This window comes from Arthrobacter sedimenti (genome assembly GCF_042652025.1).
GTDB classification, from domain to species: domain Bacteria; phylum Actinomycetota; class Actinomycetes; order Actinomycetales; family Micrococcaceae; genus Arthrobacter; species Arthrobacter sedimenti.
In genome coordinates, this window is record NZ_JBHSDQ010000010.1 from 73,851 (window position 1) to 100,134 (window position 26,284).

Below are 26,284 nucleotides of genomic sequence, written 5' to 3' on the forward strand. Positions count from 1 at the left end.
TGACCAGTCAGTTCGGTTAGCCTTGATGCAGACTTCTTCTGCGAAAGGCAATCCTTGCTCTCAGCACGCCAGCTCCACGCCAAAGGACGCCGGGACCCGCTGCTTCCGCCTACCTCGCTGACGGTTCGCCGGGGCGGGCTCCTGCTCGTCACCGGCGAGCGCCAGGACCAGCGGACCGCGCTGTCCCTCCTGCTCAGCGGCCGGATGAAGGCCTCAGGCGGAGACGTCAGCTGGGACAACAGCCCGCGGACCAAGCAGTTGCGGCTGGCGGCGGCGCTGGTGGATTCCCCCGCCGTGAACGAGCCCGAGGAACACCTCAGCGTCCGCGACCTGGTGACCGAGGACCTGGCCCTGATACCCCGCCGCTACCGGGGGGCGTTGCTCAGCGGGCCGTGGCTGAAGGTCAACCGCTTCGAGGACATCGCGGACCTGTGGACGGAGCAGCTGGACCCCCAGCGGCGGCTTGAGCTGCTGACGGCACTGGCCTTGGCCAACCCGCGCACCGACCTGCTGGTGGTGGACTCTCCGGACCGCCACAGTGCAGACGCGCTCACCTGGTTGCCGCGCCTCCAGGAGCTGGCGTACGACGCCGGGCGGCCGCTCGCCGTCGTGGCGGCAGTCAGTGCCGTCCCCGCTTGGTGGGACGGCCCGGTTGCCGCAATCGGCAATGAGGTGCCCGCCCCTGTCCTTTCCGACGGCTCCGACCCGCTCGACGACGACCACGCCGACGACGACACGGCCTCCTCCGGCAAGCACGCCGCCGAAGCCGGGCAGCACCCGGAACACACCCGAACCACACTCGAAACCGAGGTTGCCAAGTGACTGTCCTGCGGCTGGCCCGCTCCGAACTCAAGCGCATGACCGGCGGGCTGCTGCCAAAGCTGACCATCCTGGCCCTGGCCATGGTCCCGCTGCTTTACGGCGCTGTTTACCTCTACGCGAACTGGGATCCCTACGGGCACCTCAACAACCTGGACGCCGCCCTGGTGGTGGAGGACTCCGGCGCGACAGCTGCAGACGGGACCCGGCTGGAGGCCGGGACCAAGGTGGCGGACAGCCTGGTGGACGGCAACGTGTTCCACTGGATTCCTGTGGACAGCTCCGCGGCGGCCGATGCAGGCGTCAGGAGCGGGCAGTACGCCTTTGCACTCCGGATTCCCAAGGACTTTTCCGCCAATCTGGTGTCCCCGGGCAGCTTCGACTCGGCCAGCCAGGCGATGCTGAACGTCACCACCAACGATGCGAACAATTACCTCCTGAGCACCATCGTGGACAAGCTGACCACTGCCGTGCACTCCACTGTGGCGAAGGAAGTGGGTGAGGAGACCGCCAACCAGTTGCTGACAGGTTTCGGCACCATCCACTCCAAGATGGTCCAGGCCGCGGACGGCGCCAACCAGCTGGCCGACGGTGTGGCCACGCTCAGGGACGGAACGGTTACCCTTCACGAAGGGACCTCGGCGCTGAGCAGCGGGGCGGACCAGTTGTACGCCGGCCAGCTGAAGCTGCGGGACGGCGCCAACCAACTGTCCGACGGCGCAGGGCAGCTCAGCAGCGGCCTGGCGGTCCTCAAGGACAAGACGGCCACCCTGCCCGCAGACACGCAAAGGCTTGCTTCCGGTGCCGCCCAGGTCGCGGCCGGAAACGCCCAGCTCAACGCCAGGGTCCAGGATGTGGCCGCGCAGCTGGACGCCGCAGACCAGGGCCTCCGGTCCCGCGTGGTGGAGTCCAACAGCCAACTGGTGGCCTCCGGCGTCCTGACCCAGGACCAGGCCAACAAGGTCCTGGCAGACTTCGACGCGGCAGCGGCTTCCAGTCCGGTGGCAGCCGCCAAGAGCAAAATCCACACAGACGCGGCCCAGGTCCAGCAGCTCGCCGACGGTTCCCAGGCAGTCAGCGCGGGGGCCGCACAGCTGGCGGCCGGCATGCCGGCACTCACGGACGCCATCGGGCAGGCCTCGGCAGGGGCTGACCAGCTGCACAGCGGGGCCGCAGCGCTGGCAGCCGGTGAGCAGTCAGCCGTCGACGGTGCCGCAGGCCTTGCCGACGGGGCACACAAAGTGGACATCGGCGCAGCCCAGGTTTCCGACGGCGCGGCGCAGGCAGCCACCGGCTCACGGACCCTGGCGGACGAGATCGGGAAGGGCGCCGGGCAGGTCCCCAACCCCGACGACGCCCAAAAGAACAACCTGTCCCAGGTGATGGCCGATCCCGTGGCGGTCAGCAACGTCTCCCAGGCCAAGGCAGGGTCCTACGGCGCAGGCCTGGCACCGTTCTTCCTCACGCTGGCCATGTGGATCGGGATCTTCATGCTGGTCCAGGCCATGCGCCCCATCACGCAGCGGGCACTTGTCTCCAACGCGCCGTCGTGGAAGATCGCCCTGGGCGGCTGGCTGCCCTTCTTCCTGGTCTCGGTGGTCCAGGCCTCGCTGTTGACCCTGGTGGCGGACGTGGCACTGGGGCTCAATCCCGCCCACCCGGTCCTGATGTGGCTGCTGATGCTGGCCGCTGCCATGGCCTTCAGCGCCCTCATCCAGGGCATCGTGGCGCTGCTGGGTTCCCCCGGAAAGCTGGTGGTGCTGATCCTCCTGGTCCTGCAGCTGGTGTCGTCCGGCGGCACGTTCCCGTGGCAGACCACCCCGCAGCCGCTGCATGTGGTGCACCAGGTCCTGCCCATGGGATATGTAGTGACCGGCATGCGGCACCTGATCTACGGCGGTGACCTGTCGATGATCCTCCCCACTTTGGCGGGTCTTGTGGGTTACACCCTGCTGGGGGCTGTGCTGTCCACGCTCGCAGTGCGCAAGAATAAGTTCTGGACGCTCAAGACGCTGAAACCGGAGATCGCAGTATGACCACAGAACCCATGGCCGCTGCCAAGAGCCTCCGCCCGGCCCGGACCAACGCCACCCGCCAGAAGCTCTTCGATGCCTCCATGGAGCTGATCGGCGAGCGCGGGGCGGCCAGCGTCACGGTCGACGAGATCGCGGCGGCCGCGGGGGTCTCCAAGGGCACGGTGTACTACAACTTCGGCAGCAAGTCAGAGCTGATCGCGCAGCTCCTGCGGCATGGCGTGGACATCCTCAAGGCGAGGCTCCTCGAGGCCGCCGACGCCGAAGGAACGGGCAGCGACCCGCTGCTGGCCATGGAGGCGATGATTGGGCAGGCCATGGATTTCATGGCGGAGTACCCTTCCTTCGCCCGCCTCTGGGTGAGTGAGAACTGGCGGATCCCCAGCGAGTGGCAGGGCACGTTCTCCGTCCTGCGTGCGGAGCTCCTTGAAGTCATCGGCCAGGCCGTGGAGAAGGTGGCCAAGGCATACCCGGTGGACGATTCGGTGTCCCGGGGCAGCCTGGAGACCGCCATCTTTGGCGCCTGCTTCGTGGTGGGCCTGGACCGGCAGACGTACAACCCCGAGCGCACCCGTGACCAAAGTGTTGCAGCAATCATGGCCATCATGCGCGGCTACGTCCTGAAGGTCCCCGCTCCTCGGGGATGATGGAGCACATGCGCCATACGGGAAAGAGCGGAAAGTTTGCGGTGATCTGCGGCATCGTCGCTGCGGGACTGCTGGTGCTCACCGCAATGACCCTCGCCGAGCCGGTGTTCGTCGCATTCCTGGGTGTCCTGGCGCTGGCCTACCTTGCCGCGCTGGCCGAGATCCTGCTCCGGCGGCGGCGCTTTGCCCTGCTGGCCGCAGGTGCCGGGACCGCCCTGGCCCTCGGCTTTTCGCTGGCGTTCCTCAGCACCTGGGAATTGGCGTTCGACGGCCAGTCGTCCTTCCTGGGCACCCCGCTCCCCACCCGCGACCCCGACAACTACTTCATCGGCGCTGCCGGTGCCCTTGCCGCCACCTTCGGCATCCTGTTCCTGGGTGCCTTGTGGCCGGGCAAGGGACGGACGACGGCGGCGCGCAGGCCTTCGTCCGCAGGCCGCGGGACTTCTCCTGCAGCCCGCCCCGCGGCCAGGGGAACCGCCCAGGGCCAAGGCAGGTCAGCGGCTCAGCGTCCGCAGGCGGGCCAGCGGAATGTGGCTCCGCGGGCCGGCACCCAGGCAGCCACCCTTCAGCGGCCCTCCGCTTCCCGGCCCCCGGCCGGAGGCCCGGCTGCGGCAGCCAAGCGCCAGCCGTCGTCGGGATCCCCTGCGGCCAGGCCTGCACCCAGGTCCGGCAGCGGCTCCGCCTCCCGACGCTGACGCCGACGGCCCCCACTGGTCAGCACCGCCGTCGCAACACCACCCAGCAGGAGCAGTCCGCCCGCCATCTCCGTAGGCGACGGCACCTCCGCGAGGACCAGCCACGCAGCGGTCATGCCCACCACCGGGACCAGCAGGGTGAAGGGGACAACGGCCGACGACGGGTGGCTGGCAAGGAGCCGATTCCAGATTCCGTAGCCCACCAGTGAAGCGAAAACTGCGGTATAGAGGGCACTAAGGACAGTCGGGGCCTGGAGGGTGGACAGTGACTGCCACACGGTGTCCGGCCCGTCCAGCAGTAGGGACAGCGCGCCCAGCGGGAGTGGAACCACAGCGCCGGACCAGACCACCAGCCCCAGACCCGACGCTGCTTTGGCCCTGCGGACGATGACATTGCCGGCTGCCCATGACAGGGCCGCGGCCAGGACGATGACCAGCGGCAGCAGCGGGGCCACGGCACTGCGGCCCACAGCCACGAGCGCGAGGCCGGCGACGCCGAGCACCACTCCCGCGAGCTGCCGCCGGGTGGGGCGTTCGCCCAGGAAGGCGGCAGCGAGGAGGACTGTCAGCAGAACCTGCGCCTGCAGGACCAGGGAAGCGAGCCCTGCGGGCATGCCCAGTGCCATGGCAAGGTAGAGAAGGCCGAACTGTCCGGCGCTCATGAAGAGTCCGACGCCGATGATGGCCTTCCAGCTGACATCCGGTTTCCTGATGAAGAAGATCCACGGGAAGACCACCAGGACGAAGCGCATGGCAACGAACAGCAGCGGCGGGAAGTCTTGTCCGCCCGCGTGCAGCCCGATGTCGATGGCAACGAAGTTCAGGCCCCAGAGCAGGGCCACGAGGACGGCAAGGAGGGAGTCTCGCAGGTTCACGCTTCCACTGTCCCAGAGCAGCGGATGAAGCACCAGCGCTCATTTATGCGCTCGATCATGTACCTTTGCTTCATGATCGACATTGGCTCACTGCGGGCACTGGCAGGAATTGAGCAACACGGTTCCGTCATTGCTGCCGCCGAGGCCATCGGGTTCAGCCCCTCGGCCGTGTCCCAGCAGGTGAAGAAGCTGGAGAAGGAAGCGGGCTTCGCCGTCCTGGAGCGCCGTGGCCGCGGCGTCTTGCTGACAGAGCGCGGGCTCGCCTTGGCCGCGTACGGCCGGCGCATCCTGGCCGAACTGGAAGAGCTGCAGTCCACGCTGTTGGCGGACCCAGCAAAGCCCAGCGGCAGCCTGAAGATTGTGTCATTTTCCACCGCCTGCCGCGGGCTTGTAGGCCCGTTGCTGGCGCGGCTGGAGCAGTCAGGCGCGGCGCTGAGCGTTGCCGTCCTGGCGGAGGATCCGCGCGAAGCCGTGGCCCGGGTGGCGAACGGCGAAGCGGACCTCGGCCTGGTGCACAACTGGAACTCCGTGCCGCTGGTGATACCGGAACACTTGACGTTGGAATGGCTGTGCGAGGATGTCGCCGACCTCCTGGTCCACCGCAGCCACCCGTTGGCGCAGCGGCCTGAGGTTGAGCCGGCCGAGCTGGTCGACGAGGAATGGATCAGCACGCCGGCCGGAGCAATCTGCAATGAGGCGTTGCTCCGGATTTTCGCCGACTTGGGGCGCGTGCCGGACATCCGGGTCTACGATCCCGATTTCGCCACGCACATCGCCCTGGTGGAGCAGGGGGTGGCGGTTGCACTCGTCCCCCGGCTGGGGCGGCCGGCACTGCCGTCAGGGGTTGCGGCTGTTCCCGTGGTCAACCCGGTCCAGGCCCGGCACGTGGGACTGGTCCACCGCCGGACCATGACGGCCAGCCCAGGGATCAGGCACGTCGCCGGACTGCTGCGCGAGATTGCCGCCAGCGTGCCAGGTGCCTAGCGGGCCCGGGACTGGTTTGGCCGGATCCTAGTGGGCCCGGGCTGGTTTGGCCGGATCCTAGTGTGCGCGGGGAACTGTAAATCGGGTGATCCGGGCGTCCTGCCCGTCCAGTTCGGCCCACGGCTTCTCCGTTTCCAGGACCGTCAGGGCGTTGGTGGGAAAACGGGTGGCGGCGTCCATGTAGGCGTCGTGGTCGGAGTCACGTGAAGCGAGGTGCATCGCCAGGTCCTGGACGCCCGGCAGGTGCGCGATCAGCATCAACGTGGTTACGGTGTCCGGCACATGGTTGACCACGGTGAGCATCCGGAGGGCCGACGCCGCGTAGAGGCCGTCTTCAAGCTTGGGCGTGGGGGCCTTGTCGCCGAGCTCTGAGCAGACCCATGTACAGGTTTGCCGGGTCCGCAAGGCGCTGGAGCACAGGATGAAGTCCGGAACGATGTTGTGCTTCAGCAGCCAACGGCCGGCCAGCGGAGCTTCCCGGTGCCCGCGCTCCTCGAGGGGCCGCTCATGGTCGTCCACCCCGCCCGGCCAGTCCGCCTTGGCATGGCGCATGATCACAAGGCGTCGGACATGGTGCGAACTCATGGCCCAAGCCTAGCCCCAGCAAGCGCAGCAAAGGACAGGAGGGAACAGCAGACACGGGCGTCACGCAGAGCACGCTTTCATGAGCAGGCAACGAGACAAGGCCCGCGAAATCAGGGCGCAGCCACAGACAAGGTTCCCAAAGCATGCCCACAGTGACGCGAGGCCAAGCAGGCGGGAAGGCACAGTGCTTGGAGAGGGCTGTCCTAACGCCGAAAGGCGGCATGTCCCGACAGCGCCGTTGTTGCGTTGGGCCCACGCCGCCAGGGTTCCCTGGCCGAGCTTGCGAGGCGAGGGTGGCGGTGGGGAGGAACGAGCGCAGGCGCCGAAGGATGCCTCGCGAGAGCGAAGGCGACCAGTTCCACGGGAACAGGTCGCCTTCGTGCGCAAGAGACTTAGATCGAGTACTCCGGAGCGGCCCAGACAACAACTTCCGGGTGCTCGTAGAACCGGTAACCCTGGCCGCGGACGGTGCGGACGGTGTTGGCGAGCCGGCCCAGCTTGGAGCGGAGACGGCGGATGTGGACGTCGATGGTGCGCTCGTTGGGCACTTCTTCGGCGTTGCGCCACAGTCCTTCGAGGAGTTCGTCGCGGCCCACGGTGCGGGTGCCGTTTTCCACGAGGTAGTTGAGGAGTTCGAACTCCTTGAAGGTGAGGTTGAGGGATTCGCCGTCGAGGTGGACTTCGCGGCGGGCAAGGTCGATGAGGACGCCGGACGGGCGCGGTTCCTGCTGCTGGGCAGGGCGTGGGGCCTCGGTGCGCTGGCGGGAGTTGACGGTGGGGTCGCCGAAGGTGGAGCGGACGACGTCGAGCGCGGAACCTGGGGTGCCTGCGGGGGCTACTGCCACGGCGGCGTAGCTCTCGGCGCCGGAGACCAGCGACTGGGCGTAAGCGCGGATTTCCTGGGCGAGCTTGGCGATGGAGGTGCCGGCTGCGGCTGCGGTTTCCTCGTCGATGCCCATGTAGAGGACGAAGCCGCGGGCCACGTTTTCGTTGGCTACCGGGCGGACAGAGTTTGCGCCGGGCACTACAGGGGTAGGGGCAGTAACGGGAGCGGGCTCAGTGGGGTGCACGGCGCGGAGCTGGCCGTAGGAGTTGGGGTTGTATCCCTGCGGGGCGAAACCCTGGCCGGGAAAGCTGCTTCCGGAGGTGGAGGGAGCGAGCGCCTGCCGCGGGCCGAAACCGGGACGGAGGCCCGAAGACTGGCCTGCCTTGGCGGCGTTACGGACAGAGATGTGGACGTATCCGGATGCTACTGACATGGAATGCTTACCTCAATGTGAAATGGCCGTCTTCGCGGCTCGAATGCTGACTTCCCCGATTGCACAGAGCGGGGAGGGGCGCCCGACGCTGGGCTTGGGGGCGAATGCCTAAGAACTTCGGTGGGTGGGAAGGTCAGGCGTGCATTCGACAACAGCGCATGTCGGCAGCAGCGGATGTGCTGGGCCAATATTCTGCGGCTGCAGGTGCTGTTGAGTTCTTGTTCACATTGGAAGTGTGCAGCGTAACAATGCCAACTTGCAAGTAACAATGGACCGAAGGGTCCGCATTGTGAGACAAATCCCGGAATTGTGGTCGATGTCACTAGTTCGGCAGCGGGCTTATATTTCGACTCTTATCCGGTGGGACCACCTATTTTGGCCCGTTCCCGAAATATTATTCGCCTGTTTGCGGCAACGCCGAACAGCATCGAAATTCAACCGTTTGACGTGGAATCGCCTACCGCCGGTTAGCCCGTGTCCAGCCACCGTCCTGCCCCCGGCATATTTTTCTGCTGAAAATCCTCCGGCCGGAGGCAGGATGAGTGGGAAGTGACGGCGGTGCTCGTTGTCCCGGCCCTTAGTTGCTGCTGGTTCCCGGGTTGGGAGTTGTTGCAGTGCCGGCCGCTGCAAGCTGGATGGTCTGCGCGGTGTAGGTGTCCGAATTCTTCAGCGCCGTAATGCGGACAGTCGCTCCGGTGGTCACGCTTGACAGGCTGAGCGTGCTGCCGGTGGAACCGCCGCGCTGCCGCATACCCTGTGTCACCTGGACATCGCTGCCCACGGCGTAGGTGCGGGAAAAACCGTCCTCGCTCTTGACGGTCAGGGAGGTTCCCGAAATCTCCGTCACGGTGCCGGTTTGTCCTGCCATGGTCACGTAACTGGAGTCCCGCAGGACCACATATTCAGAGTGGACGGCTGCATTGAGGCCTGCTCCGCCCATCCCCAGACCACCGGGACCGCCGTCCAGCCCCATGCCGCCGTCCATGTCGCGCCCTGTCCCGCCACCGTCTGTGCCGGTTTGGCTACCCGGGCCCGCCATGCCGCCTTGCCCGTTCATACCGCTTTGCCCGTTCATGCCGCCTTGCCCGCCGGGACCGAACTGGCCGTTGGCACCTGCGCCCAAGCCGTTGTTGGCTGAAGCAGCAGTGGAGCCGTTTCCGGCGGCGTAGGCGCCGGCACCGGCTGCTGCGGCAACTACCACCGCCACTCCACCCACCAGCAAACCCTTCTTTGCAGTCCAGCTTCCTTTCCCGGTCCGCGGCGTAGCGCCTGGTGCGTACGGCTGCGCCGCGCCCCACCCTGTGCCGGGGCGGGGCTCCTGGCCGGCTGCCGGCGTCGTGCCCCATCCTGCGGAAGGCGAACCGGGTACGGGCGCGCCCCAGCCCTGTGCAGGCTGTTGCGGAATCGGCTCGTACGTGGCGTGGTCCGGGGCGTCGTTGGCGTGGTCGGCCGGGGCGCCGCCCCACACGGGTGCCGGCTGCCCCTTCTGTGCTGACGCGTCGGGGACGGCTCGGTTGTCCTGCTGATCCATGGCTTTCTCCAAGAATTGATTTGATGGTGGTGATGCTGCTGTCCTGTTGTTCGATCAGGTTCTGCCGGTTTGCTGTGCGGCGCCTGTGCCGCAGGCCAAGGCTGCCTGTGACCTGGCGGGACAGCCCCGGTCCGGACTAAGCCCGGGCTCCGTGTGCTGGGCGTCCCCGCTGGCTAGGCTGGAGCTCACAGCTGGAACACAGCAACGGCAAAGCATCGGCAAACCGGCAGATCGGAGGGTTGTCCCATGGCATCCCCGCACCCCATGACCAACAACCTTCCGCAGCTCACCCACCCCGACGGCTCCCCCATCCGTGCCCTGGTGGTGGATGACGAGCCCAGCCTGTCCGAGCTCATGAGCATGGGGCTGCGCATGGCCGGGTGGTCGGTGGCCGTGGCCGGGGATGGGCCCACCGCAGTCAAACTGGCCAAGGACTTCCACCCGGACGTCCTGGTGCTTGATGTCATGCTCCCCGGGTTCGACGGCGTGGAGCTGCTGGGCAGGATCCGCGCCTTTGCCCCGGAGGTGCCTGCGCTCTTCCTGACGGCAAAGGACGCCGTCCAGGACCGCATCGTGGGGCTGGCCGCCGGCGGGGACGACTACGTCACCAAGCCATTCAGCATGGAGGAAGTGCTGCTGCGCCTGCACCGCCTGGTGCAGCGCTCCGGGGTGGCCGCCATGGACACCGCCGAACTGGTGGTGGGCGACCTGGTGCTCAACGTGGACACCCGGGAAGTCACCCGCGCCGGAGAGGAGATCCAGCTGACGGCAACCCAGTTCGAGTTGCTCCGCTACCTGATGGAGAACCCCAAGCGCGTGGTCAGCAAAGCCCAGATCCTGGACCACGTGTGGGACTACGACTTCGGCGGCCAGGCGAACATCGTGGAACTGTACATTTCCTACCTGCGCAAGAAGATCGAAGCCAACCATCCGCCGATGATCCACACCGTGCGCGGGGCGGGCTATGTCATCAAACCCGCAGACTAGCCAAGGAAAAGCATGTCATCGCTTTCCGGTGTCCCCCGGCCTGCCGGCCGGTCCTGGTTCAACCCCTCCACCTGGCACCTCCGCACCCGCCTGATCCTGCTCTCCATGGCGCTCCTGGTGGCCATCTCCGGCGCGATCGGCGTGGTCAGCTATGCCTCGATGGACGTGGTCCTCACCAATCAACTGGATGCGCAGCTGAAGCTGGCGTCCCGCGGCCGGCCGCCCGAAGGCAACCCGTCCGGCCGCCCCGATCCCCTCGACGCGCGCGGGCAGAGTGTGGGAACGCTGAATGCCAGGGTGGTGAACGGGCAGGTAAGCAGGGAGGCTGGCTTCCTTTCCTCCGACTTCACGCGGACATCCTTGACCTCCTCTGATGTTGCCACCCTGCAGGCACTCCCCCACGATGGCCTGCCGGTGGACCGCGAGCTGTCCAACGGCGACTACCGGGTGCTGGCCACCCAGACCGCGTACGGCGACGTGGTGATCACGGGACTGCCGCTGTCGATGAAGCAAAGCACCGAGGCCTCACTGGTGCTGACCATGGTGCTGGTCTCGCTGGGCGGCCTGGTCCTGATCGGGTTGGCCGGCACTGCCATGATCCGTAGGACCATGCGGCCACTGGAACAGCTGTCGGACGTTGCCACCAAGGTTTCCAAGCTGCCCCTGGATGCCGGTGAGGTGGCGCTCGCCGTGCGCGTGCCGCCCTCCGCAGCGCACCCCACCACGGAGGTAGGAAGTGTGGGCCACGCCCTGAACCTGATGCTGGACAACGTCTCCAGCGCGCTGGAAGCCCGGCAACGCAGCGAAATGAAGGTGCGCCAGTTCGTTGCCGACGCCTCCCATGAACTTCGAACTCCGCTGACCGCCATTCGCGGGTACACCGAGCTAATGCGCATGACCGAGCACCTTACCGAGGACGGACAAAAGTCGCTGGGCCGCGTCCAGAGCCAGTCGGAGCGGATGACTGCGCTGGTGGAGGACCTGCTGCTGCTGGCCCGCCTGGACGAGGGCAAGGCAACCGAGACCACGGATGTGGACCTGACCCAGCTGGTCATCGAAACCGTCAGCGACGAAAAGGTCATGGCCCCGGACCACACCTGGCAGCTGAAGTTGCCCGACGAACCTGTCACGGTCCGCGGGGACACCACGCAGCTGCACCAGGTGCTGGCCAACCTGCTCTCCAACGCCCGGAAGCACACGCCGGCGGGCACCACGGTAACCACCGGCGTGATGCGCTCCGCAGACGGGAGCGTGGTGGTCACGGTTACCGACGACGGTCCGGGTATCCCGGCCGAGTTCCAGGGCAGCATTTTCAGCCGCTTCACCCGGGCCGACACCGCCCGCTCCGGCTCGGAAGGGTCATCAGGGCTGGGGCTGTCCATTGTTGAGTCCATCGTGGCCGCGCATGGCGGCACCGTGGAACTGGTCTCGCGGCCCGGCAGGACCGAGTTCGCCGTGCGCCTCCCCGCCGCGGGGCCGGCCAAGGCATAAAACCAGGGCAGCAATACTTACACAGGCACGTCACAGGTTGTGCCTAAAGCCCACAAATCCGGCGGCGCCACTCTTGATTCATGACGCTCACCGACTCCACTTCAGGAACCCTGCAGGACGCCGCGGTGGCGCCGCCGGACGTTCCTTCTGCCGGCCTTCCATCCGCTGGCCTCCCTTCCCGCGGGCGCGGCGTACGCCGCGCGCCGGTCGATACCCGGACCGCGGTCCCCGTCCTCGATGTCACCATTCCCGTCTTCAACGAGGAACGCGATCTTGAGGAATGCCTCCGCAGGCTCCACAACCACCTGCGCGATTCCTTCCCGCACAGCTTCCGGATCACGGTGGCGGACAACGCCAGCACGGACGGGACCCTGAAAATCGCCGAACGGCTGGCCCGTGAGTTCCCCGAGCTTGCGGTGGTCCACCTCGACGAGAAGGGCCGCGGGAATGCGCTGCGCAAGGTATGGCTGGCGTCGCCGTCGCCCGTCCTGGCGTACATGGACGTAGACCTGTCCACCGACCTTGCCGCCCTGCCCCCTCTGCTGGCACCCCTGATCTCGGGGCACTCGGACCTGGCCATCGGCACCCGCCTCACCCGCAACTCCCGCGTGGTCCGCGGCCCCAAGCGGGAGTTCATCTCGCGCAGCTACAACCTGATGCTCCACTCCTTCATGGGTGCCCGGTTCAGCGACGCCCAGTGCGGATTCAAGGCCATCCGCGCCGACGTCGCCCAGCAGATCCTCCCCTACACCGTGGACAATTCCTGGTTCTTCGACACCGAGCTCCTGGTCCTTGCCGAGCGCTGCGGACTGCGGGTCCATGAAGTTCCCGTCGACTGGATTGACGACCCGGATTCAAGTGTGGACGTGCTCCGGACGGCGCTGGCGGACGTCCGGGGCATGGCCCGGCTTACCCGGGACCTGGTCTACGGCCGCATCCCGGTACCCGAGCTGCGCGCCGCCCTGGCGCGGGGTCCGCTGCCGGCGTCGTCGCGGGCGGACGAACAGACCCGCGGCAGCAGCCTGTTCGGGCAGCTGGTCCGGTTCGCCGCCATCGGGGCCGCCTCAACCCTTGCCTACCTGCTGATCTTCCTGTTCTGCCGCGGCTTCATGGACCCGCAGCTGGCAAACTTCCTGGCGCTGCTGATCACCGCGGTAGCCAACACCGGAGCCAACAGGCGCTTCACGTTCGGCATCCAGGGCGGCAATCCGGTCCGGCACCACTTCGAGGGGCTGATAGTTTTCGGCATCGGCCTGGTGCTCACCTCCGGAGCGCTCGCCCTGGTGCACCGCACGACGACGCCCGACCGGTGGGCGGAAGTCCTCACCGTGGTGGCGGCGAACCTTGCGGCCACGGCAGTCCGGTTCCTGCTGTTCCGCCTGTGGGTCTTCCGGGACCGGACGACGCCCCCGGTACCGGCCGGCGCCGGCACCACCAGTTCCGACTCCACTGCTGAAAACATCACGGCAACCACTTCCACAGAAACGGCAGCATCATGACCTCCACCATTTCCCCGGCAGGAGCCACCTCCGCCGCCGGACCCCAGCATCCGCACGCCGGCCCCGCCGCAGGTCCTGCCGGAACAGCCAATCCCGCACCCCGCTGGACCCACTACGCCTTCGGTAACCAGGCACGCTGGGTGCGGCCCTCCGCGGCGGGGCTCCTGGTGGCAACTGCGGTCCTGTACCTGTGGAACCTGGCAGCAACCGGCTACGGCAATTCCTTCTACGCCGCGGCCATCCAGGCCGGCACCAAGGACTGGACCGCTTTCCTCTTCGGGTCGCTCGATGCCGGCAACGCCATCACGGTCGACAAGCCGCCCGCGGCACTCTGGATCCCCGCTCTCGCAGGCCGGATCTTCGGCTTCTCACCGCTGAGCATGCTGGTGCCGGAAGCACTCATGGGTGTGGCCGCCGTCGGGTTCCTCTATCTGGCCGTCAAACGGGTCTCGGGGCCGGCGGCGGGCCTGTTGGCCGGCGGCGCCCTGGCGTTGACGCCGGTGGCGGCGCTCATGTTCAAGTTCAATAATCCGGACGCAATGCTCACGCTGTGCCTGGTGCTGGCGGCGTACTTCACCACCCGCGCCATCGAGCGGGCTGGCTGGAAATGGCTGGTGGCGGCCGGAGCCGTGATCGGCCTGGCGTTCCTCACCAAGATGCTCCAGGGTTTCCTGATCGTCCCGGCGCTGGGACTGGCCTACCTGTGGGCTGCGCCCACCTCGATCGGGCGCCGCATGGCCCACCTGCTGGGCGCCCTGGGCGGAATCATTGTGGTGGCAGGCAGCTACGTTGCGCTCTTCCAACTGACCCCCGCTTCGGAACGCCCGTACATGGCCGGTTCCACCACCAACAGCTTCCTGGAACTGACCTTCGGCTACAACGGCCTGGCCAGAATCACCGGTTCGGGGGAAGGCATGCCCGGCGGTGGAGCCGGAGGTGCTGCGGATGCGGCCGGAGGCCCCGCCGGCGGCTTCGGCGGTGGCAATTCCGGGTTCGGCGGGGCTGCCGGCCTGCTGCGGATGTTTGGGACGAGCTTCGCGGGCGAAGTGTCATGGCTGCTGCCTGCGGCCCTGATCCTGCTGGTGGCGGGCCTGTGGTTCACCAGGCGTGAAGTCCGCACTTCCCCAAGCCGTGCATCGCTGATCCTGTGGGGTGGATGGCTCCTGGTCACCGCGGGTGTCTTCAGCTTCATGAGCGGCATCGTCCACCCCTACTACTCAGTGGCACTGGCACCGGCAATCGCGGCCCTGGTGGGCATCGGTGCAGTAGGACTCTGGCGCGGCCGGGCGTACTGGCCCGCGCGCATTGTCCTGGCGGCGACCGTCCTGGGCACCTCCGTATGGTCCTCCATCCTCCTGGGCCGGGACGCATCCTGGCTCCCCTGGCTCCGCGTGGTGATCATCATCTTCGGTGTCCTTGCCGCCGCGGCAATCCTGCTCCGCCTCGACGCCGTGGGTACTGCCGGACGGTTCCGGCGCGCGGGGGCTGCCGCCGTCGTCGTCGTATCCCTCCTGGCCGGCGGGCTTGGAGCGGGTGCCTGGACCCTGGCCACTGCTGCTTCCGCGCACTCAGGCTCCATTCCGACGTCGGGGCCCGCGGGGTCTTCGGCGGGCGCTTCCGGCAACCGGGCCGCGGGATTCCGCGGCGACCGGACTGACGGCAGGAACTCCACCACGGACTCTGCCACCGGAACCAACGGACTCGACCCCACGAATGGCTTCGGCGGCGCACCCGACGGCGGCACGGACGGCCCAGGCCGGGCAGGCGGTGCGGGTGGTCCCGGTGAAGGAACTGCCGACGCCGCGGTGACTGCCTTGTTGACCGGCACCACCACCAAGTGGTCGGCCATCGTCTCCGGTGCCAGCCAGGCGGCAAGCCTGGAACTCGCCACGAACACCAACGTCATTGCCTTGGGCGGCTGGAACGGCGGTGACCCATACCCAACACTCGCCGAGTTCCAGGACATGGTGGCCAAGGGCCAGATCGGCTACTTCATCGAGGGTGGCGCCGGTGGCATGGGCGGAGGACGCATGGGTGGCCGGGGCGGCAACTCCGAGGTGGCCGCCTGGGTCCAGGCCAACTTCCAGGCCCAGACCGTGGGCAGCTCAACCGTTTACCAGCTCACCAAGTAGGACGCCATGGCCAGCCAGCACACCATGCCTGTAACCACCGCAGCCCACTCCCGGAGGAAGCCGCCGGCGCGCCGGGCCGGGTTCGCCCTCAGGGACCGCGCGGGGTTCGCCCGCCTGGACCGGGCGGCCTTCCGCCGGCGGCTGGAACTGGCAACTGTGCTGGCCGGTACGGCCGTGCTTTACCTGTGGAACCTTGGAGCATCCGGCTGGGCCAACGCGTTCTATTCAGCCGCAGCCCAGGCCGGATCCCAGGACTGGGCAGCCTGGTTCTTCGGATCCTCCGACGCCGCGAATGCCATCACGGTGGACAAGCCGCCGGCTTCCCTGTGGATCATGGGGCTCTCGGTCCGGATCTTCGGCCTGAGCTCCTGGAGCATCCTGGTTCCCCAGGCGCTGATGGGGGTTGGCGCTGCCTGGCTGCTCTACGTGGCAGTGCGGCGGGCCGCAGCACCGGCCACCGGTGACGTCCGGCTCGCGCACCGCGCAGGCCTGCTGGCGGCGGCAGTCCTGGCCCTCACCCCGGTGGCCACACTGATGTTCCGGTTCAACAACCCGGACGCCCTGCTGGTGCTGCTCATGACGGCCGCCGGATACGCGGTCCTGCGTGCAGTCCAGGAGGACCGGCTGCGCTGGCTCCTGCTGGCCGGGGCGTTCCTGGGCTTCGGGTTCCTGGCCAAGCAACTGCAGGTCCTGCTGGTGCTTCCCGGGTTCGCCCTGGCCTACATGGTTGCGGGGCCGGGCAGGATGCGGCGGCGGCTGCTCCGGCTGGCAGCGGCAGCGGCAGCGATGGTAATTTCCGCCGGATGGTGGCTGCTGGCCGTGGGGCTGACTCCGGCGGACATGCGGCCTTACATTGGCGGGTCGCAAAACAACTCCATCCTGGAGCTGACCCTGGGTTACAACGGGTTGGGCCGGTTGACGGGCGACGAAACGGGCAGCGTGGGCGGCGGCAACGGCTGGGGTGTTCCCGGCCTACTCAGGATGTTCAACAGCGAGTTTGGCGGCCAAATTGCATGGCTGCTGCCGTCCGCCCTCATCCTTGCGGTGGGACTGGTGTGGGTTGGGCGACGGGCGCCACGCACCGATGCCGTCCGCGCTTCCGTCATCGTCTGGGGCTCGTGGGTCCTGGTGACGGGCCTCGTCTTCAGCTTCATGGCCGGCATCATCCACCCGTACTACGCGGTTGCACTGGCGCCGGGTATCGCCGCGCTGGCCGGCTTGGGCTCCGTTCTGCTGTGGCAGCACCGCCGGCAGGCCGCTGCCGGCATCTTCCTGGCCGCAGCGGTGGCCACGGCAGCTCTTATGGCCTTCCATCTGCTGGGAACCACGTCCGCTTACGGCCCATGGCTGCGCTGGCTGGTGCTCGCCGGAGGTGTGGCCGCCGCGGCAGGACTCGGGCTCAACAGGTTCCTGCGCCTGCGTTCCATGCAGCGGACGACGGCGGCCCTCGCCATTGCCGCGTCGCTCGCCGGGCCGCTGGCCTACTCCATCACCACCGCGGCGACGGCACACAGCGGGGCAATCGTGAGTGCAGGGCCAGCCTCCGGCTTTGGCGCCGGCGGACGCGGGCCGGGAGGCTTCAGTGCGGCCGGCCGGAACAACTCCGGCCGAGTTACAGGACAAGGCTTCGCCGGGCAGAACTCCACGGGACAAGGCTTCCAGCAGCAGGCCAACCGCGGCGGGACCGGCGGGACAACCCAAGGCGGTGCTGGATTTGCGGGCGGCATGGGCGGGCTCCTCGGCGCACCCACCCCATCAGCGGATCTCGTGGCCGCGCTCAAAGACGGCGCATCCGGTTACACCTGGGCAGCAGCGGTGGTGGGCTCCAACAATGCCGCCGGGTACCAATTGGCAACGGAACTGCCCGTGATGGCGGTGGGCGGCTTCAACGGCACCGACCCCTCCCCCACCCTGGCCCAATTCCAGGACCTCGTGAGGCAGGGAAGGATCCACTACTTCATCAGCGGCGGAACCATGCGATCCGCCTCCGGTTCGGATGCCTCGGCCCGGATCGCGCAGTGGGTTTCGGAAAACTTCACTCCGCAAAGCATCGGCGGCACTACCCTCTACATCTTGGCAAGGTAACAACACGGCATGGTGTACCGAAAGTAACGACTCAACCGGACGCAGACCGCAAAGCGGCGCGCCAAAGATCGTGACATCCGTTACCCAAATGTGACATTGGAATGCTTTTCCTGTACCGTCGATTGGGTGCGGCTCCCGTTCGGGCCGCATATCCCGGGTTGACGCCAAGCTCTGCCGCTTCCCCGGATCCCGATTGAGCAACGGCAGAGGCGGGGGACCCACCGTCCCGGGCAATGTACGCCCTTGGGGTTAAGCCAGTACGTGATTTTTCCGTGCGGCCGGATGCCCTCATCCGAACCCGACAGCTAACTCCGCAGGTGTGAGAGGCGATCAATCATGTCCAAAAACACGGCAGAACCATGCCTGCATGCCAAGGCTAAACACCGGGCAGAGCAGCAAGCAGCTACAAAGCCCGCAAAGAAGACCAGCTTCGGTACGCGAGCCGGGATCCTCGCAGCATCCTGCGCGGTGCTGGTGGGGGTAGGCGCGGCAGGTCAGGCGACCAGCAACATGACTCCGGTGTCATCCACCGATTCAAACTCTTCCACGGCAGCGGCCGACGCCCAAATGAGCATCGAGAAGAGCGAAATCCGTTCCAACCCGGCAGCGTCCGTTCCGGCGGCAATAAGCGTTGCGCCGCAGGCAGCGGAACCAGCCCCCGCGCCGGCACCGGCAGCCCCCGCAGCAGAAGCCCCGGCTCCTGCACCAGCCCCTGCACCGGCTCCGGCACCCGAGCCTGCTCCTGCACCTGAGCCGGCACCCGCCGTCGCGGTTAATGATCCCGCCGGCGCCCAGGCCTACGCCGCCGGCCAGTTGGCAACCTTTGGCTGGGGACCTGACCAGATGCAGTGCCTGCAGACACTGTGGACCAAGGAGTCGGACTGGACCACCACGGCCACCAATCCCAGCAGCGGGGCATACGGCATCGTCCAGTCCCTGCCCGCGGAGAAGATGGCCAGCTCCGGCGCGGATTACCTGACCAACTACCGCACCCAGATCAACTGGGGCCTCGATTACATCAAGAAGAGCTACCAGTCCCCCTGCGGCGCACTGAACTTCCACCTCGCCCACAACTGGTACTAGGCACCACTCCCCTGGCGCCGGGGGCTCAAAGGGAACTCTTCCGCTGAATCTCCCCACCTTTGGGGGCGTTCGACGGCGTGTCGCCGGCCATCCGCCGTCGTACGCCTTGGCGACGGGGCAAAGCTGCGAAATTCCAGCACAAACCGCGGGCCGCATCATCACGATGCGGCCCGCGGTTTGCTTTTAACTGTTGCCTTGCCCAGCGTCCTGCGCGCTGCTGTCCTGCCCAGCGTTCCGCCACGGTATGTACTGGACGGCCCACTTGTTGCCGTCCGGATCCGCAAAGTAGACGAAGTGGCCCCATGGGAGCACCTCGACATCACTGACGTCCACACCGTTGTTCTTCAGCTGGTCGTGCGCTTTTTGGATATCGTCGACCACCATTTGGAGAGTGGTCCCCGTGCCGGGAGGGGCGTCCAAAAGCCCCTCGCCCATGCAGATGGAGCAGGCAGAGCCGGGCGGGGTCAGCTGTACAAAACGGATGTCGTCCGACGGCCGCTCGTCGTAGTCCGCGTTGAAGCCCACCTTGTTGACGTAGAAGTCCTTGGCGCGGTCAACGTCGGATACAGGGACAAAGACAAGTTCCAGTTTCCAGTCCATCCGCACAGGCTAGCGGCGGGACCAGCATCCAGAAAGGGTGAAAACTACCCTGCGATGCCGTAGAGCCGGTCGCCGGCGTCGCCCAGGCCGGGAACGATGTAGGACTTCTCGTTGAGCTTCTCGTCGATGGAGGCCAGGACGATGTGCACGTTTGCGTCGCCCAGTTCCTCCTCCAGCTTGGCAAGGCCCTCCGGGGCCGCCAGCAGGCAGATGCAGGTGACGTCCGACGCGCCCCGCTTGAACAGGAACTTGATGGCCTCGCGCAGCGTGCCGCCGGTGGCGAGCATGGGGTCCAGCACGAAGACCTGGCGGCCTGTCAGGTCCTCCGGGAGGCGCTCGGCGTAGGTGATGATGTCCAGCGTTTCCTCGTCCCGGGCCATGCCCAGGAAGCCCACCTCGGCGGTGGGCACCAGCTTGGTCATGCCCTCCAGCATTCCCAGGCCGGCACGCAGGATGGGAACCACCAGCGGCGTGGGCTTGGTGAATGCGGTGCCAATAGTGGTGCTGACGGGAGTCTCGATGGTCACGGGCTCGGTGCGGACCTCCCGCGTGGCTTCATACGCCAGCAAAGTCACCAGCTCTTCCGTCAGCTGGCGGAAAACCGGCGACGGCGTGTTCTTGTCCCGCAGGACGGTGAGCTTGTGGGCGACCAGGGGGTGGTCAACAACGAGAGTGCGCATCCCCCAAAACTATCACCCGGCGGTGTCCTTGCCTCGGCTTCCGGACGCGCCCTCCTTGCCGGCGTCGCCGCCGTCGTGCACGGATTCCAGGACGACATCGCGCACCACGGGACGGTCGAACGTGGGCGCCGGGCCCGCATGCTGCTTGCGCCTCAACAGGTGGAACAACCGATGCGCCAGGATCACGACGGCCACCCAGGCCAGCCCCAGCGTCCAGCCGGCCATGACGTCGGTCAGCCAGTGGTGGCCCAGGAAAACCCTGCTCAGCCCCATGGCGATGATGAAGATCACGCCGGCCGTGATGGCCGTGACCCTCACCCAGAGCTGGTGGAACTGCAGGCACAGGACATACAGGAGGACACTGATGACCACCGTGGTGTTGAGGGTATGGCCGCTGGGGAACGACGGCGAATCCTCGTAAGGCGGCACCGCATCGGCGTGGTCGGGGCGGGTCCTGCCCACGAGCTTCTTGCCGAACGTAGTGGCCAGGATGGAGACGGTTGCCGCGCCGCCCACCAGGAGGAGCGGCCGCCAGGTCCGGGTTACGAACGTCAGCCACGCGGTAAGGATGCTGGCGAGGATGGGCATGCCGACGCCACCGCCGATGTTGGTGAACCCGGTGACAAAGGCATCGAGGCCCGGGTTTCGCAGCGACTCCGCGTAGTGGAGGGCCGGGACATCGAGGTTCGCGAGCCCGTCCTTGCCCACCACGTCGTCATAGACCTCGGCGCCCGCGAGCGCCATGATGACAACCACCGTTCCGCCGATGATCAGGGTCAGCCAGAGGGCGGCATAAGGCTTGAACCATCTGTCCATGCGCTCGTGGACTCTGCTCATCATGCCTCCCTGGAAAGTACGCAAGCTTAGTATCTCTCGAAACTATCATTGAGCCATGCTGTTGCCGGAAAAGAAACACAACGCCTGGATGGGCCTTGCCCTGGCTGAGGCCCGGCGGGCCCTCGCAACGGAGGACGTGCCGATCGGGGCCGTGGTGATAGGGCCCGACGGCGAGGTGCTGGGTAGCGGCCGGAACCAACGGGAGGCATTGGGCGACCCCACGGCCCACGCCGAGGTGGTGGCGATCAGGGAGGCGGCCGGACGATTGCAGGAACGGGCCCGGCTCGACGGCGGCAGCGACCACGGCTGGCGGTTGTCCGACTGCACGCTGGTGGTCACGCTGGAGCCCTGCGCCATGTGTGCTGGCGCCATCGTGCTGGCCCGGATCCCCAGGGTGGTGTTCGGGGCGTGGGACGAGAAGGCCGGGGCCGCGGGATCGGTGTTCGACATCCTCCGCGAACGCCGGCTCAACCACTGGGTTGAGGTCTACCCCGGGGTCCGCGAGGAAGAGTGCGCACAGTTGCTGCGAGAGTTTTTCGCAGGGCACCGGAGCAGCCTCTAACCCGTTTTATTCAGTCCCCGCCATGATGCCCAGCATCTTTCGGGCGGTGATGCTCCAGTCCGGCAGCCTGCTCCTCGCGTCCAGCGCTGTTTTCCGCCAGCTTTCCCGGACTTGTTGGTCCGTCAGCCATTGGCGCAGGGAGCCTGCCAGACGATCGGGACTCTCATTTCCCCCTGCTGGAAGTGGCAGCGTTGCCCCCGGAAGGCGGGGGCCGCCGTCGTCCGCTGCCTGCCCGGCCGTGCCAAGCGCTTCCACTGCCCCCGTCCCCTCGCGAACAAGTACCGGGATCCCGTGGGCCAGGGACTCGGTGACTGCCATTCCGAACGCTTCGGTCCGGGAAACCAGCAAGGTCAGGTTGGTGCGGGCCCATTCGACTTCGAGCGCTTCCCCCGTCAGTTCGCCCTCAAGCCGCACCCGCTCCTGCAGCCCATTGGCAGCGATGGCAGCCCGAACCTCCCGCGCGTAGCCCGGGTCCGCCTGGTCCGACCCCACGAACGACGCAGTCCACTCAAGGTCCTGGATCCGGGCCAGCGCTTCGACGGTCAGCACCTGGTCCTTGTTGGGCAGCAGGGCGGCGACGACCGCCAGGTGGGGAGGGGCGGAACCGGCGGCGCGGGGCGCGGGGTCGACTCCGGGCAGGACCACTTGGGCCTGAGGAAGTCCCCGCTTTGTCAGTACTGACGCCGCAGAAGTGCTGGTGCAGATGACCCCGGTTGCTGCACGCAAGGCGTTGGCTTCGTCTTCCAGGGCTGCAGGCCCGGAACTTTCCAGCACAGGCATATGCACCAGGACCCATATTTGCCGCCCCGCCTTTGCGGCGTACTCCAGTTCGTCCGGGGCCCCTACCGCTACCAGCCCATCCACGATGAGTACGGCCTGCCCGGGACCCTCGTCAGGTTCCCGTGTCCCGAGGAAGATGCCCAGACGGCGTCGTTCGTCGGCACTGGCATCCGGCCAGCTGCCATCGACGCTGATGACATCCACTTCGGCACCCAGCTCTTCCAGTCCAGCAACCAGGCGTGCGTTGTAGACGTTTCCACCTGAGCTGTGGCGGATGTTGCCGGGGACCAGCAGCCGGATGGGGCGCACGGTTAGGCGGTGAGGTCCAGGGAATAGGTGGCCCAGGCGTCCGGATTCTCGCGCAGCGTGACGTCGACGCCCGCCAGTTCGCGGCCGTCGTTGCTGTCTTTGATCCTGGCGGCGACCTGCTGAGTGATGTATTCGGCGAGTGCTTCCGTGGTGGTGAGCTTGCCTTCGAAGTCGGGGTGCTCGTCCAGGTTCTGGTAGTTCAGCCCCGCCAGCACTTCCTCGATGATGGTCCCGGCGGCACCGATGTCCAGGACGATCGCGTCGGCGTTGAGCGCACGACGGCGGAAGGTCACCTCCGCGACGAAGGTGGCCCCATGCAGGCCCTGGGCAGGCCCGAACGCCTCACGGGGAAGGCTGTGGGCGATCATGAAGTGGCGGCGGACGGTCAGGCTGAACATGGGTTACCTCAAGTTTTCGTTGTTGTCTGTGGCTGGACTGGGTGCGGGACTGCTGCCGGGGTATTCGACCACGTGGCACAGGGCCTGCAGGCTGCCGTCGGCCAGGTTCTGAACCACGTCCGGCAGGTCCTCGAAGCGGGATGATCCGGTCAGGAACGCGTCGAAAATGGGGTCCCTGAGCAGCGATACGGCAAGGTCCAGGCGGTCCGCGTTGGTGCGGCGGTGGCGGCGGGCGCGCGCCACCATGCCCACCTGGCTGGCCCGGATGGACAGGCGCCTCGCATGGAAGTCCTCACCCAGGGGTACGGTGACCTCCCGGTTGGCGTACCAGGACATCTCGATGACGTCGCCTTCATCGCCGACAAGCTGCAAGCTGCGTTCCAGGCCTTCCTGGGACGCCGAGCAGTGGAACACGATGTCACAGTCGGCCAGGGCGTCATCCGGCTGCGCGAACTCGACGCCCAGTGAGTCCGCCAACTGCTTCCGGCCCGGGTCAAGGTCCACTAGCTGCAGGCGCTGCAGCGGGAAGGTGCGCAGTAGCGTGGCCACCATGCCGCCCACCAGGCCGGCGCCAACCACCGCGACCCGGTCGCCCAGCCGCGGCCCGGCTTCCCACAGGGCATTTACGGCCGTTTCGACTGTGCCGGTAAGGACCGCCCTACGTGAGGGGACCTCGTCAGGGATCCTGGTCAGGGATTCCACGGGAAGCACGTAGCGGTCCTGGTGCGGGTTCAGGCAGAAAACGCGCTGGCCCTTCCACCCTTCGGGCCCCTCCTCCACTACTCCGACGGACAGGTAGCCGAATTTCACTGGCGCAGGGAACTCGCCTTCCTGGTGCGGGGCGCGCATTTCCTCTGCCACCCGCGGCGGAACGGCCCCGGCGTGGACCACCATTTCCGTGCCCTTGCTGATGCCCGAATACAGGGCACGGACCAGCGCTTCACCTGGTCCGGGGGCGGCCATTTCTTCCGCCCTGAGCTCGCCGTGCTCCTTAGCAGTGGTCCAGTATGCGGTTGCGTGGATGGGGGTTTCTGAATTCGTCATCTTGCTGACGAATCTATCCGGACGCACGGCGAGGGGGAAAGTCCGACGGCGGGTGTCGGGTTTTCATTGCGGCCTCCTGGAACACTGCGGACAGCATCGCGTTTAGACGAAAGGCACGGTTTCGTGGCCCCGGTCTTGGGACAGTCCGGACAAACATCGCGGTCGGTGGAACGCGCTCGGTGGAAAAGGCATGGGGTCCGTCGCGCGGCCTAGCGACGCAGTTCCATCGCAAGGCGACCGTTTGGAATGCGATCCGGGTGGCAAGGTTCCCCTGCACAAAGCAAGCTGCTAGGCAGAGGGCGGGTGGAGGATGCCGTCAAGGCATGCCTCACCCAAGGAGAAGCCAACGCCCACCAAGTCCGCGCAGCCTGCGATTGCCCTTTTCAACGGCTTCAGTTGCGGCACCAGCTGCCTGGGCCACTTCGGTGGTTCCCAGTCCTGGTGTTCGCTTGGGTACTGCCGGCCGGTGGGTGAGGTCCAGCCGGGTGGTTCGTTCTTGGTGGCCGGGGTGGGTTTCCACCCGGTGGTGTGGCGGAGTTTGTGGTGTTTGGGGCAGGGCTGCCCCAGGTTGCTGATCCCGGTGGGGCCGCCGTTGGCCCAGGCGAGGATGTGGTCGGCGTCGTTGTCCAGGGAGTTGTTGCTGCAGCCCGGGAACGGGCACTTACCGTCCCGCATCCGCAGCCAAGCCCGCATCGCCCCGGTCACCCGGTAACTCGTCCGCCCAATCTCCAACGGTGCCCCGTCCCGGGGATCCACCAACACCCGGTAAAACGATGTTGCCCCCTGCGCCACCAGCTCCCGCGCCATCGACGGCGGGACGGGCCCGTACCCGTCCAGCACGGCCGGCTCATCGGTCAACCCCATCAGCGAGTACACCGGGACCGTGACCAGGACCTGCGCATGGATCGGCGAAGACCAGGGCTACTGCCCGGCACCGTAACGTCCACCGGCATCTGGACCGTGGACGGCACCAGCGCCGCCCCGGTGGACGGCCTCGACGTCACTGCCTGCGTCGGATAAGGGCGTGGCACAGGGACCACCGGCGTGGACGATACTGCCGCTGCCAAGGACCGCACTGGCGAAGTTGTCGGCCCGCAGCTGCGGCATGGTCCGGCACTCATCCGGCCCCTGCATGCCACGCGAGATCGCGGTGAGCCGGTTCCACCCGGCCAACGCCTCAGCCGCCGGCAGGCACGCGGACAGCCAGGCCATCCCATCCTGGTCCGGACGGAACTCCACCCGCCGATCCGCCAGCCCCTTCGCATGGCGTTTCTCGATGCTCTCCGCGTGGTGGCGTTCCCGCCACGTCCTGGCCTTGACCCGAAACCGGTGCGCCGGCATCTGCCCCACCGGGCACCCCCGAGCAGGGTCCTGGGCGTCAGGGTCAAGGAAATGCGCTTCCAACGCCGCCGCCCCCGCAGCATCCAGACACGCGGCCTCGTCCGCCATCACCACCGCATGCTGCCACGACAACGTCCCGGCCCGCAGCCCCACAAGGGTTCGCGGCAACGAAGAAACAACGGCGTGCGAAGCAGCCAGGAACGATGACGCCGCCCGCGGCCCTAACGCCAGCACACACCCAATCTCCGCCGTGACCGCCATCTCCTGCGCCAGCACCGGCACATCAGGCCCGGCAACAACAGAGGCGCTCTCCGCGTACTTCACCGCAGCCTTCGCCTTCAACCCAGCGAACCCGGCCTCAACCTCACGGGCACCGGCCAAAACGTCCAGGCACCCATCAGCCAGCCCAGCCAACGGATCAGCCACCGAAAACGGCTCAGAACCGCACCCATCCACCTCAGCGTTCAACACAGCAAGGGCAGCCCGGATGTCCGCATAAGCCCTGGTTACCGCCGCCTTCCCCATGAACTAATCATCGTGCGAGGGTCTGACATTCACCTGCGATGCCGTTCAAGGCAGTAATCCGCGACGGCACTGCCGTGAGTGCGGCAGGTGCATAGGCAAAATCGATCCTTGCTTCACGCGCGCGCAGGCACCCGTTTTGGGGATGCAGGCCTTGCTCCGGTACCCTATTGAGGTTGGTGACGTGTCCGAGCGGCCGAAGGTGCAACACTCGAAATGTTGTTTGGTGTAAAAGCCAACGTGGGTTCAAATCCCACCGTCACCGCCAGGTAGAAAGACCCTGCTGCCCTTGTTACAAGGGAGGCAGGGCCTTTCGCTTTAACGTCCAAGAACCGCCCCCTGGCCTTCACGGCCCGCCCGCACACGAATCCTGACCGTCCTCTTTCCTCGGCCCGCACCCGCTGCTGTCGACCCGCTAATCCAGTATTTACTTTGCACCACACACCTGCGCACCATTCGAAGTGTGGGAACCATGGGCAGGTGGCACGGGCTTGCTTTCGCCTTGT

21 protein-coding genes, 1 tRNA gene, 1 pseudogene and 1 riboswitch are annotated in these 26,284 nt (G+C 66.9%); of the genes and pseudogenes, 12 read left to right on the forward strand and 11 right to left on the reverse strand.

Features of this window, described 5'->3' with window-relative positions:
* The first annotated feature begins 54 nt into the window (after positions 1–54).
* Genes ACFO0G_RS18260 through ACFO0G_RS18270 form a run of 3 tightly spaced genes read left to right on the forward strand, consistent with a single transcriptional unit; the run spans position 55 to position 3,499 of the window.
* Positions 55–822, forward strand: coding sequence for an ABC transporter ATP-binding protein (locus ACFO0G_RS18260; protein WP_376979403.1), 768 nt, complete (start codon positions 55–57; stop codon positions 820–822).
* Positions 819–2,855, forward strand: a complete 2,037-nt coding sequence (locus ACFO0G_RS18265; RefSeq protein ID WP_376979405.1) for a YhgE/Pip family protein — start codon at positions 819–821, stop codon at positions 2,853–2,855. The genes ACFO0G_RS18260 and ACFO0G_RS18265 overlap by 4 nt, the downstream gene beginning before the upstream one ends.
* The gene (locus tag ACFO0G_RS18270; protein WP_376979407.1) at positions 2,852–3,499 is read left to right on the forward strand and encodes a TetR/AcrR family transcriptional regulator; all 648 of its coding nucleotides are present in this window, start codon (positions 2,852–2,854) and stop codon (positions 3,497–3,499) included. The genes ACFO0G_RS18265 and ACFO0G_RS18270 overlap by 4 nt, the downstream gene beginning before the upstream one ends.
* 565 nt (positions 3,500–4,064) lie before the next feature.
* Here ACFO0G_RS18270 and ACFO0G_RS18275 read toward each other — a convergent pair.
* Positions 4,065–5,069, reverse strand: a complete 1,005-nt coding sequence (locus ACFO0G_RS18275) for an EamA family transporter (protein ID WP_376979409.1) — start codon at positions 5,067–5,069, stop codon at positions 4,065–4,067.
* A gap of 72 nt (positions 5,070–5,141) precedes the next feature.
* Here ACFO0G_RS18275 and ACFO0G_RS18280 point away from each other — a divergent pair, with 72 nt between their 5' ends.
* A complete protein-coding gene (locus tag ACFO0G_RS18280; RefSeq protein WP_286404283.1) occupies positions 5,142–6,053 on the forward strand; it encodes a LysR family transcriptional regulator in 912 nt (303 codons plus the stop codon).
* Between the two features lie 57 nt (positions 6,054–6,110).
* Here the strand turns inward: ACFO0G_RS18280 and ACFO0G_RS18285 are convergent, their stop codons facing one another.
* The 3 genes from ACFO0G_RS18285 to ACFO0G_RS18295 all read right to left on the reverse strand — a co-directional run bounded on the left by ACFO0G_RS18285 (position 6,111) and on the right by ACFO0G_RS18295 (position 9,428).
* Positions 6,111–6,638 (reverse strand): SixA phosphatase family protein, encoded by a 528-nt coding sequence (locus tag ACFO0G_RS18285; RefSeq protein ID WP_286401762.1) that lies wholly within the window; start codon positions 6,636–6,638, stop codon positions 6,111–6,113.
* Between the two features lie 392 nt (positions 6,639–7,030).
* On the reverse strand, positions 7,031–7,897 hold the full coding sequence (locus ACFO0G_RS18290; protein ID WP_286401761.1) for a winged helix-turn-helix domain-containing protein: 867 nt from the start codon (positions 7,895–7,897) through the stop codon (positions 7,031–7,033).
* 577 nt (positions 7,898–8,474) lie between these two features.
* On the reverse strand, positions 8,475–9,428 hold the full coding sequence (locus ACFO0G_RS18295; protein ID WP_286401760.1) for a hypothetical protein: 954 nt from the start codon (positions 9,426–9,428) through the stop codon (positions 8,475–8,477).
* 246 nt (positions 9,429–9,674) lie between these two features.
* On the opposite strand from ACFO0G_RS18295, the gene ACFO0G_RS18300 reads away from it, so the two are divergent.
* From ACFO0G_RS18300 to ACFO0G_RS18325, 6 genes are all read left to right on the forward strand, one after another.
* Positions 9,675–10,415: a response regulator transcription factor gene (locus ACFO0G_RS18300; RefSeq protein WP_142131170.1), complete on the forward strand. Its 741-nt coding sequence runs from the start codon at positions 9,675–9,677 to the stop codon at positions 10,413–10,415.
* A gap of 12 nt (positions 10,416–10,427) precedes the next feature.
* Positions 10,428–11,906: a sensor histidine kinase gene (locus tag ACFO0G_RS18305; protein WP_286401759.1), complete on the forward strand. Its 1,479-nt coding sequence runs from the start codon at positions 10,428–10,430 to the stop codon at positions 11,904–11,906.
* A gap of 80 nt (positions 11,907–11,986) precedes the next feature.
* Entirely contained in the window at positions 11,987–13,405 is a 1,419-nt protein-coding gene (locus ACFO0G_RS18310) for a bifunctional glycosyltransferase family 2/GtrA family protein (RefSeq protein WP_286401758.1), read from the forward strand.
* Positions 13,402–15,537 (forward strand): ArnT family glycosyltransferase, encoded by a 2,136-nt coding sequence (locus ACFO0G_RS18315; RefSeq protein WP_286401757.1) that lies wholly within the window; start codon positions 13,402–13,404, stop codon positions 15,535–15,537. Before ACFO0G_RS18310 ends, ACFO0G_RS18315 begins: the two co-directional genes overlap by 4 nt.
* Positions 15,538–15,543: 6 nt before the next feature.
* Entirely contained in the window at positions 15,544–17,622 is a 2,079-nt protein-coding gene (locus tag ACFO0G_RS18320; RefSeq protein WP_376979413.1) for an ArnT family glycosyltransferase, read from the forward strand.
* Between the two features lie 170 nt (positions 17,623–17,792).
* A riboswitch (cyclic di-AMP (ydaO/yuaA leader) is annotated at positions 17,793–17,953 on the forward strand.
* Between the two features lie 5 nt (positions 17,954–17,958).
* Positions 17,959–18,705, forward strand: a complete 747-nt coding sequence (locus ACFO0G_RS18325; protein ID WP_286401752.1) for an aggregation-promoting factor C-terminal-like domain-containing protein — start codon at positions 17,959–17,961, stop codon at positions 18,703–18,705.
* 183 nt (positions 18,706–18,888) lie between these two features.
* Here ACFO0G_RS18325 and ACFO0G_RS18330 read toward each other — a convergent pair whose 3' ends face one another.
* Genes ACFO0G_RS18330 through ACFO0G_RS18340 form a run of 3 tightly spaced genes read right to left on the reverse strand, consistent with a single transcriptional unit; the run spans position 18,889 to position 20,822 of the window.
* The gene (locus tag ACFO0G_RS18330) at positions 18,889–19,305 is read right to left on the reverse strand and encodes a glyoxalase superfamily protein (RefSeq protein ID WP_286401750.1); all 417 of its coding nucleotides are present in this window, start codon (positions 19,303–19,305) and stop codon (positions 18,889–18,891) included.
* A gap of 44 nt (positions 19,306–19,349) precedes the next feature.
* A complete protein-coding gene (upp, locus tag ACFO0G_RS18335; RefSeq protein ID WP_141158139.1) occupies positions 19,350–19,985 on the reverse strand; it encodes a uracil phosphoribosyltransferase in 636 nt (211 codons plus the stop codon).
* Positions 19,986–19,997: 12 nt separating this feature from the next.
* Complete coding sequence (locus ACFO0G_RS18340; RefSeq protein ID WP_286401745.1) at positions 19,998–20,822, reverse strand: phosphatase PAP2 family protein; 825 nt, start codon at positions 20,820–20,822, stop codon at positions 19,998–20,000.
* A gap of 55 nt (positions 20,823–20,877) precedes the next feature.
* Here ACFO0G_RS18340 and ACFO0G_RS18345 point away from each other — a divergent pair, with 55 nt between their 5' ends.
* Positions 20,878–21,384, forward strand: a complete 507-nt coding sequence (locus tag ACFO0G_RS18345; protein WP_376979416.1) for a nucleoside deaminase — start codon at positions 20,878–20,880, stop codon at positions 21,382–21,384.
* A gap of 6 nt (positions 21,385–21,390) precedes the next feature.
* Here the strand turns inward: ACFO0G_RS18345 and ACFO0G_RS18350 are convergent, their stop codons facing one another.
* The 4 genes and pseudogenes from ACFO0G_RS18350 to ACFO0G_RS18365 form a co-directional block, all read right to left on the reverse strand.
* Positions 21,391–22,473, reverse strand: a complete 1,083-nt coding sequence (locus ACFO0G_RS18350; protein ID WP_376979418.1) for a glycosyltransferase family 4 protein — start codon at positions 22,471–22,473, stop codon at positions 21,391–21,393.
* Between the two features lie 2 nt (positions 22,474–22,475).
* Positions 22,476–22,871, reverse strand: a complete 396-nt coding sequence (locus ACFO0G_RS18355; protein ID WP_376979420.1) for a 6-pyruvoyl trahydropterin synthase family protein — start codon at positions 22,869–22,871, stop codon at positions 22,476–22,478.
* A 3-nt stretch (positions 22,872–22,874) separates the two neighbouring features.
* Positions 22,875–23,915, reverse strand: coding sequence for a zinc-dependent alcohol dehydrogenase (locus tag ACFO0G_RS18360; protein WP_376979422.1), 1,041 nt, complete (start codon positions 23,913–23,915; stop codon positions 22,875–22,877).
* 288 nt (positions 23,916–24,203) lie between these two features.
* Positions 24,204–25,781, reverse strand: a pseudogene (locus tag ACFO0G_RS18365) (HNH endonuclease signature motif containing protein).
* Between the two features lie 175 nt (positions 25,782–25,956).
* On the opposite strand from ACFO0G_RS18365, the gene ACFO0G_RS18370 reads away from it, so the two are divergent.
* A tRNA-Ser gene (locus tag ACFO0G_RS18370) sits at positions 25,957–26,046 on the forward strand.
* Positions 26,047–26,284: the final 238 nt, after the last annotated feature.

Coding starts and splice junctions, on each gene's coding strand:
- ACFO0G_RS18270 (WP_376979407.1), top strand. CDS start 2,852: ATGACCACAGAACCCATGGCCGCTGCCAAGAGCCTCCGCCCGGCCCGG.
- ACFO0G_RS18280 (WP_286404283.1), top strand. CDS start 5,142: ATGATCGACATTGGCTCACTGCGGGCACTGGCAGGAATTGAGCAACAC.
- ACFO0G_RS18285 (WP_286401762.1), bottom strand. CDS start 6,638: ATGAGTTCGCACCATGTCCGACGCCTTGTGATCATGCGCCATGCCAAG.
- ACFO0G_RS18290 (WP_286401761.1), bottom strand. CDS start 7,897: ATGTCAGTAGCATCCGGATACGTCCACATCTCTGTCCGTAACGCCGCC.
- ACFO0G_RS18295 (WP_286401760.1), bottom strand. CDS start 9,428: ATGGATCAGCAGGACAACCGAGCCGTCCCCGACGCGTCAGCACAGAAG.
- ACFO0G_RS18300 (WP_142131170.1), top strand. CDS start 9,675: ATGGCATCCCCGCACCCCATGACCAACAACCTTCCGCAGCTCACCCAC.
- ACFO0G_RS18305 (WP_286401759.1), top strand. CDS start 10,428: ATGTCATCGCTTTCCGGTGTCCCCCGGCCTGCCGGCCGGTCCTGGTTC.
- ACFO0G_RS18310 (WP_286401758.1), top strand. CDS start 11,987: ATGACGCTCACCGACTCCACTTCAGGAACCCTGCAGGACGCCGCGGTG.
- ACFO0G_RS18315 (WP_286401757.1), top strand. CDS start 13,402: ATGACCTCCACCATTTCCCCGGCAGGAGCCACCTCCGCCGCCGGACCC.
- ACFO0G_RS18320 (WP_376979413.1), top strand. CDS start 15,544: ATGGCCAGCCAGCACACCATGCCTGTAACCACCGCAGCCCACTCCCGG.
- ACFO0G_RS18325 (WP_286401752.1), top strand. CDS start 17,959: ATGTCCAAAAACACGGCAGAACCATGCCTGCATGCCAAGGCTAAACAC.
- ACFO0G_RS18330 (WP_286401750.1), bottom strand. CDS start 19,305: ATGGACTGGAAACTGGAACTTGTCTTTGTCCCTGTATCCGACGTTGAC.
- upp (WP_141158139.1), bottom strand. CDS start 19,985: ATGCGCACTCTCGTTGTTGACCACCCCCTGGTCGCCCACAAGCTCACC.
- ACFO0G_RS18340 (WP_286401745.1), bottom strand. CDS start 20,822: ATGAGCAGAGTCCACGAGCGCATGGACAGATGGTTCAAGCCTTATGCC.
- ACFO0G_RS18345 (WP_376979416.1), top strand. CDS start 20,878: ATGCTGTTGCCGGAAAAGAAACACAACGCCTGGATGGGCCTTGCCCTG.
- ACFO0G_RS18355 (WP_376979420.1), bottom strand. CDS start 22,871: ATGTTCAGCCTGACCGTCCGCCGCCACTTCATGATCGCCCACAGCCTT.
- ACFO0G_RS18360 (WP_376979422.1), bottom strand. CDS start 23,915: ATGACGAATTCAGAAACCCCCATCCACGCAACCGCATACTGGACCACT.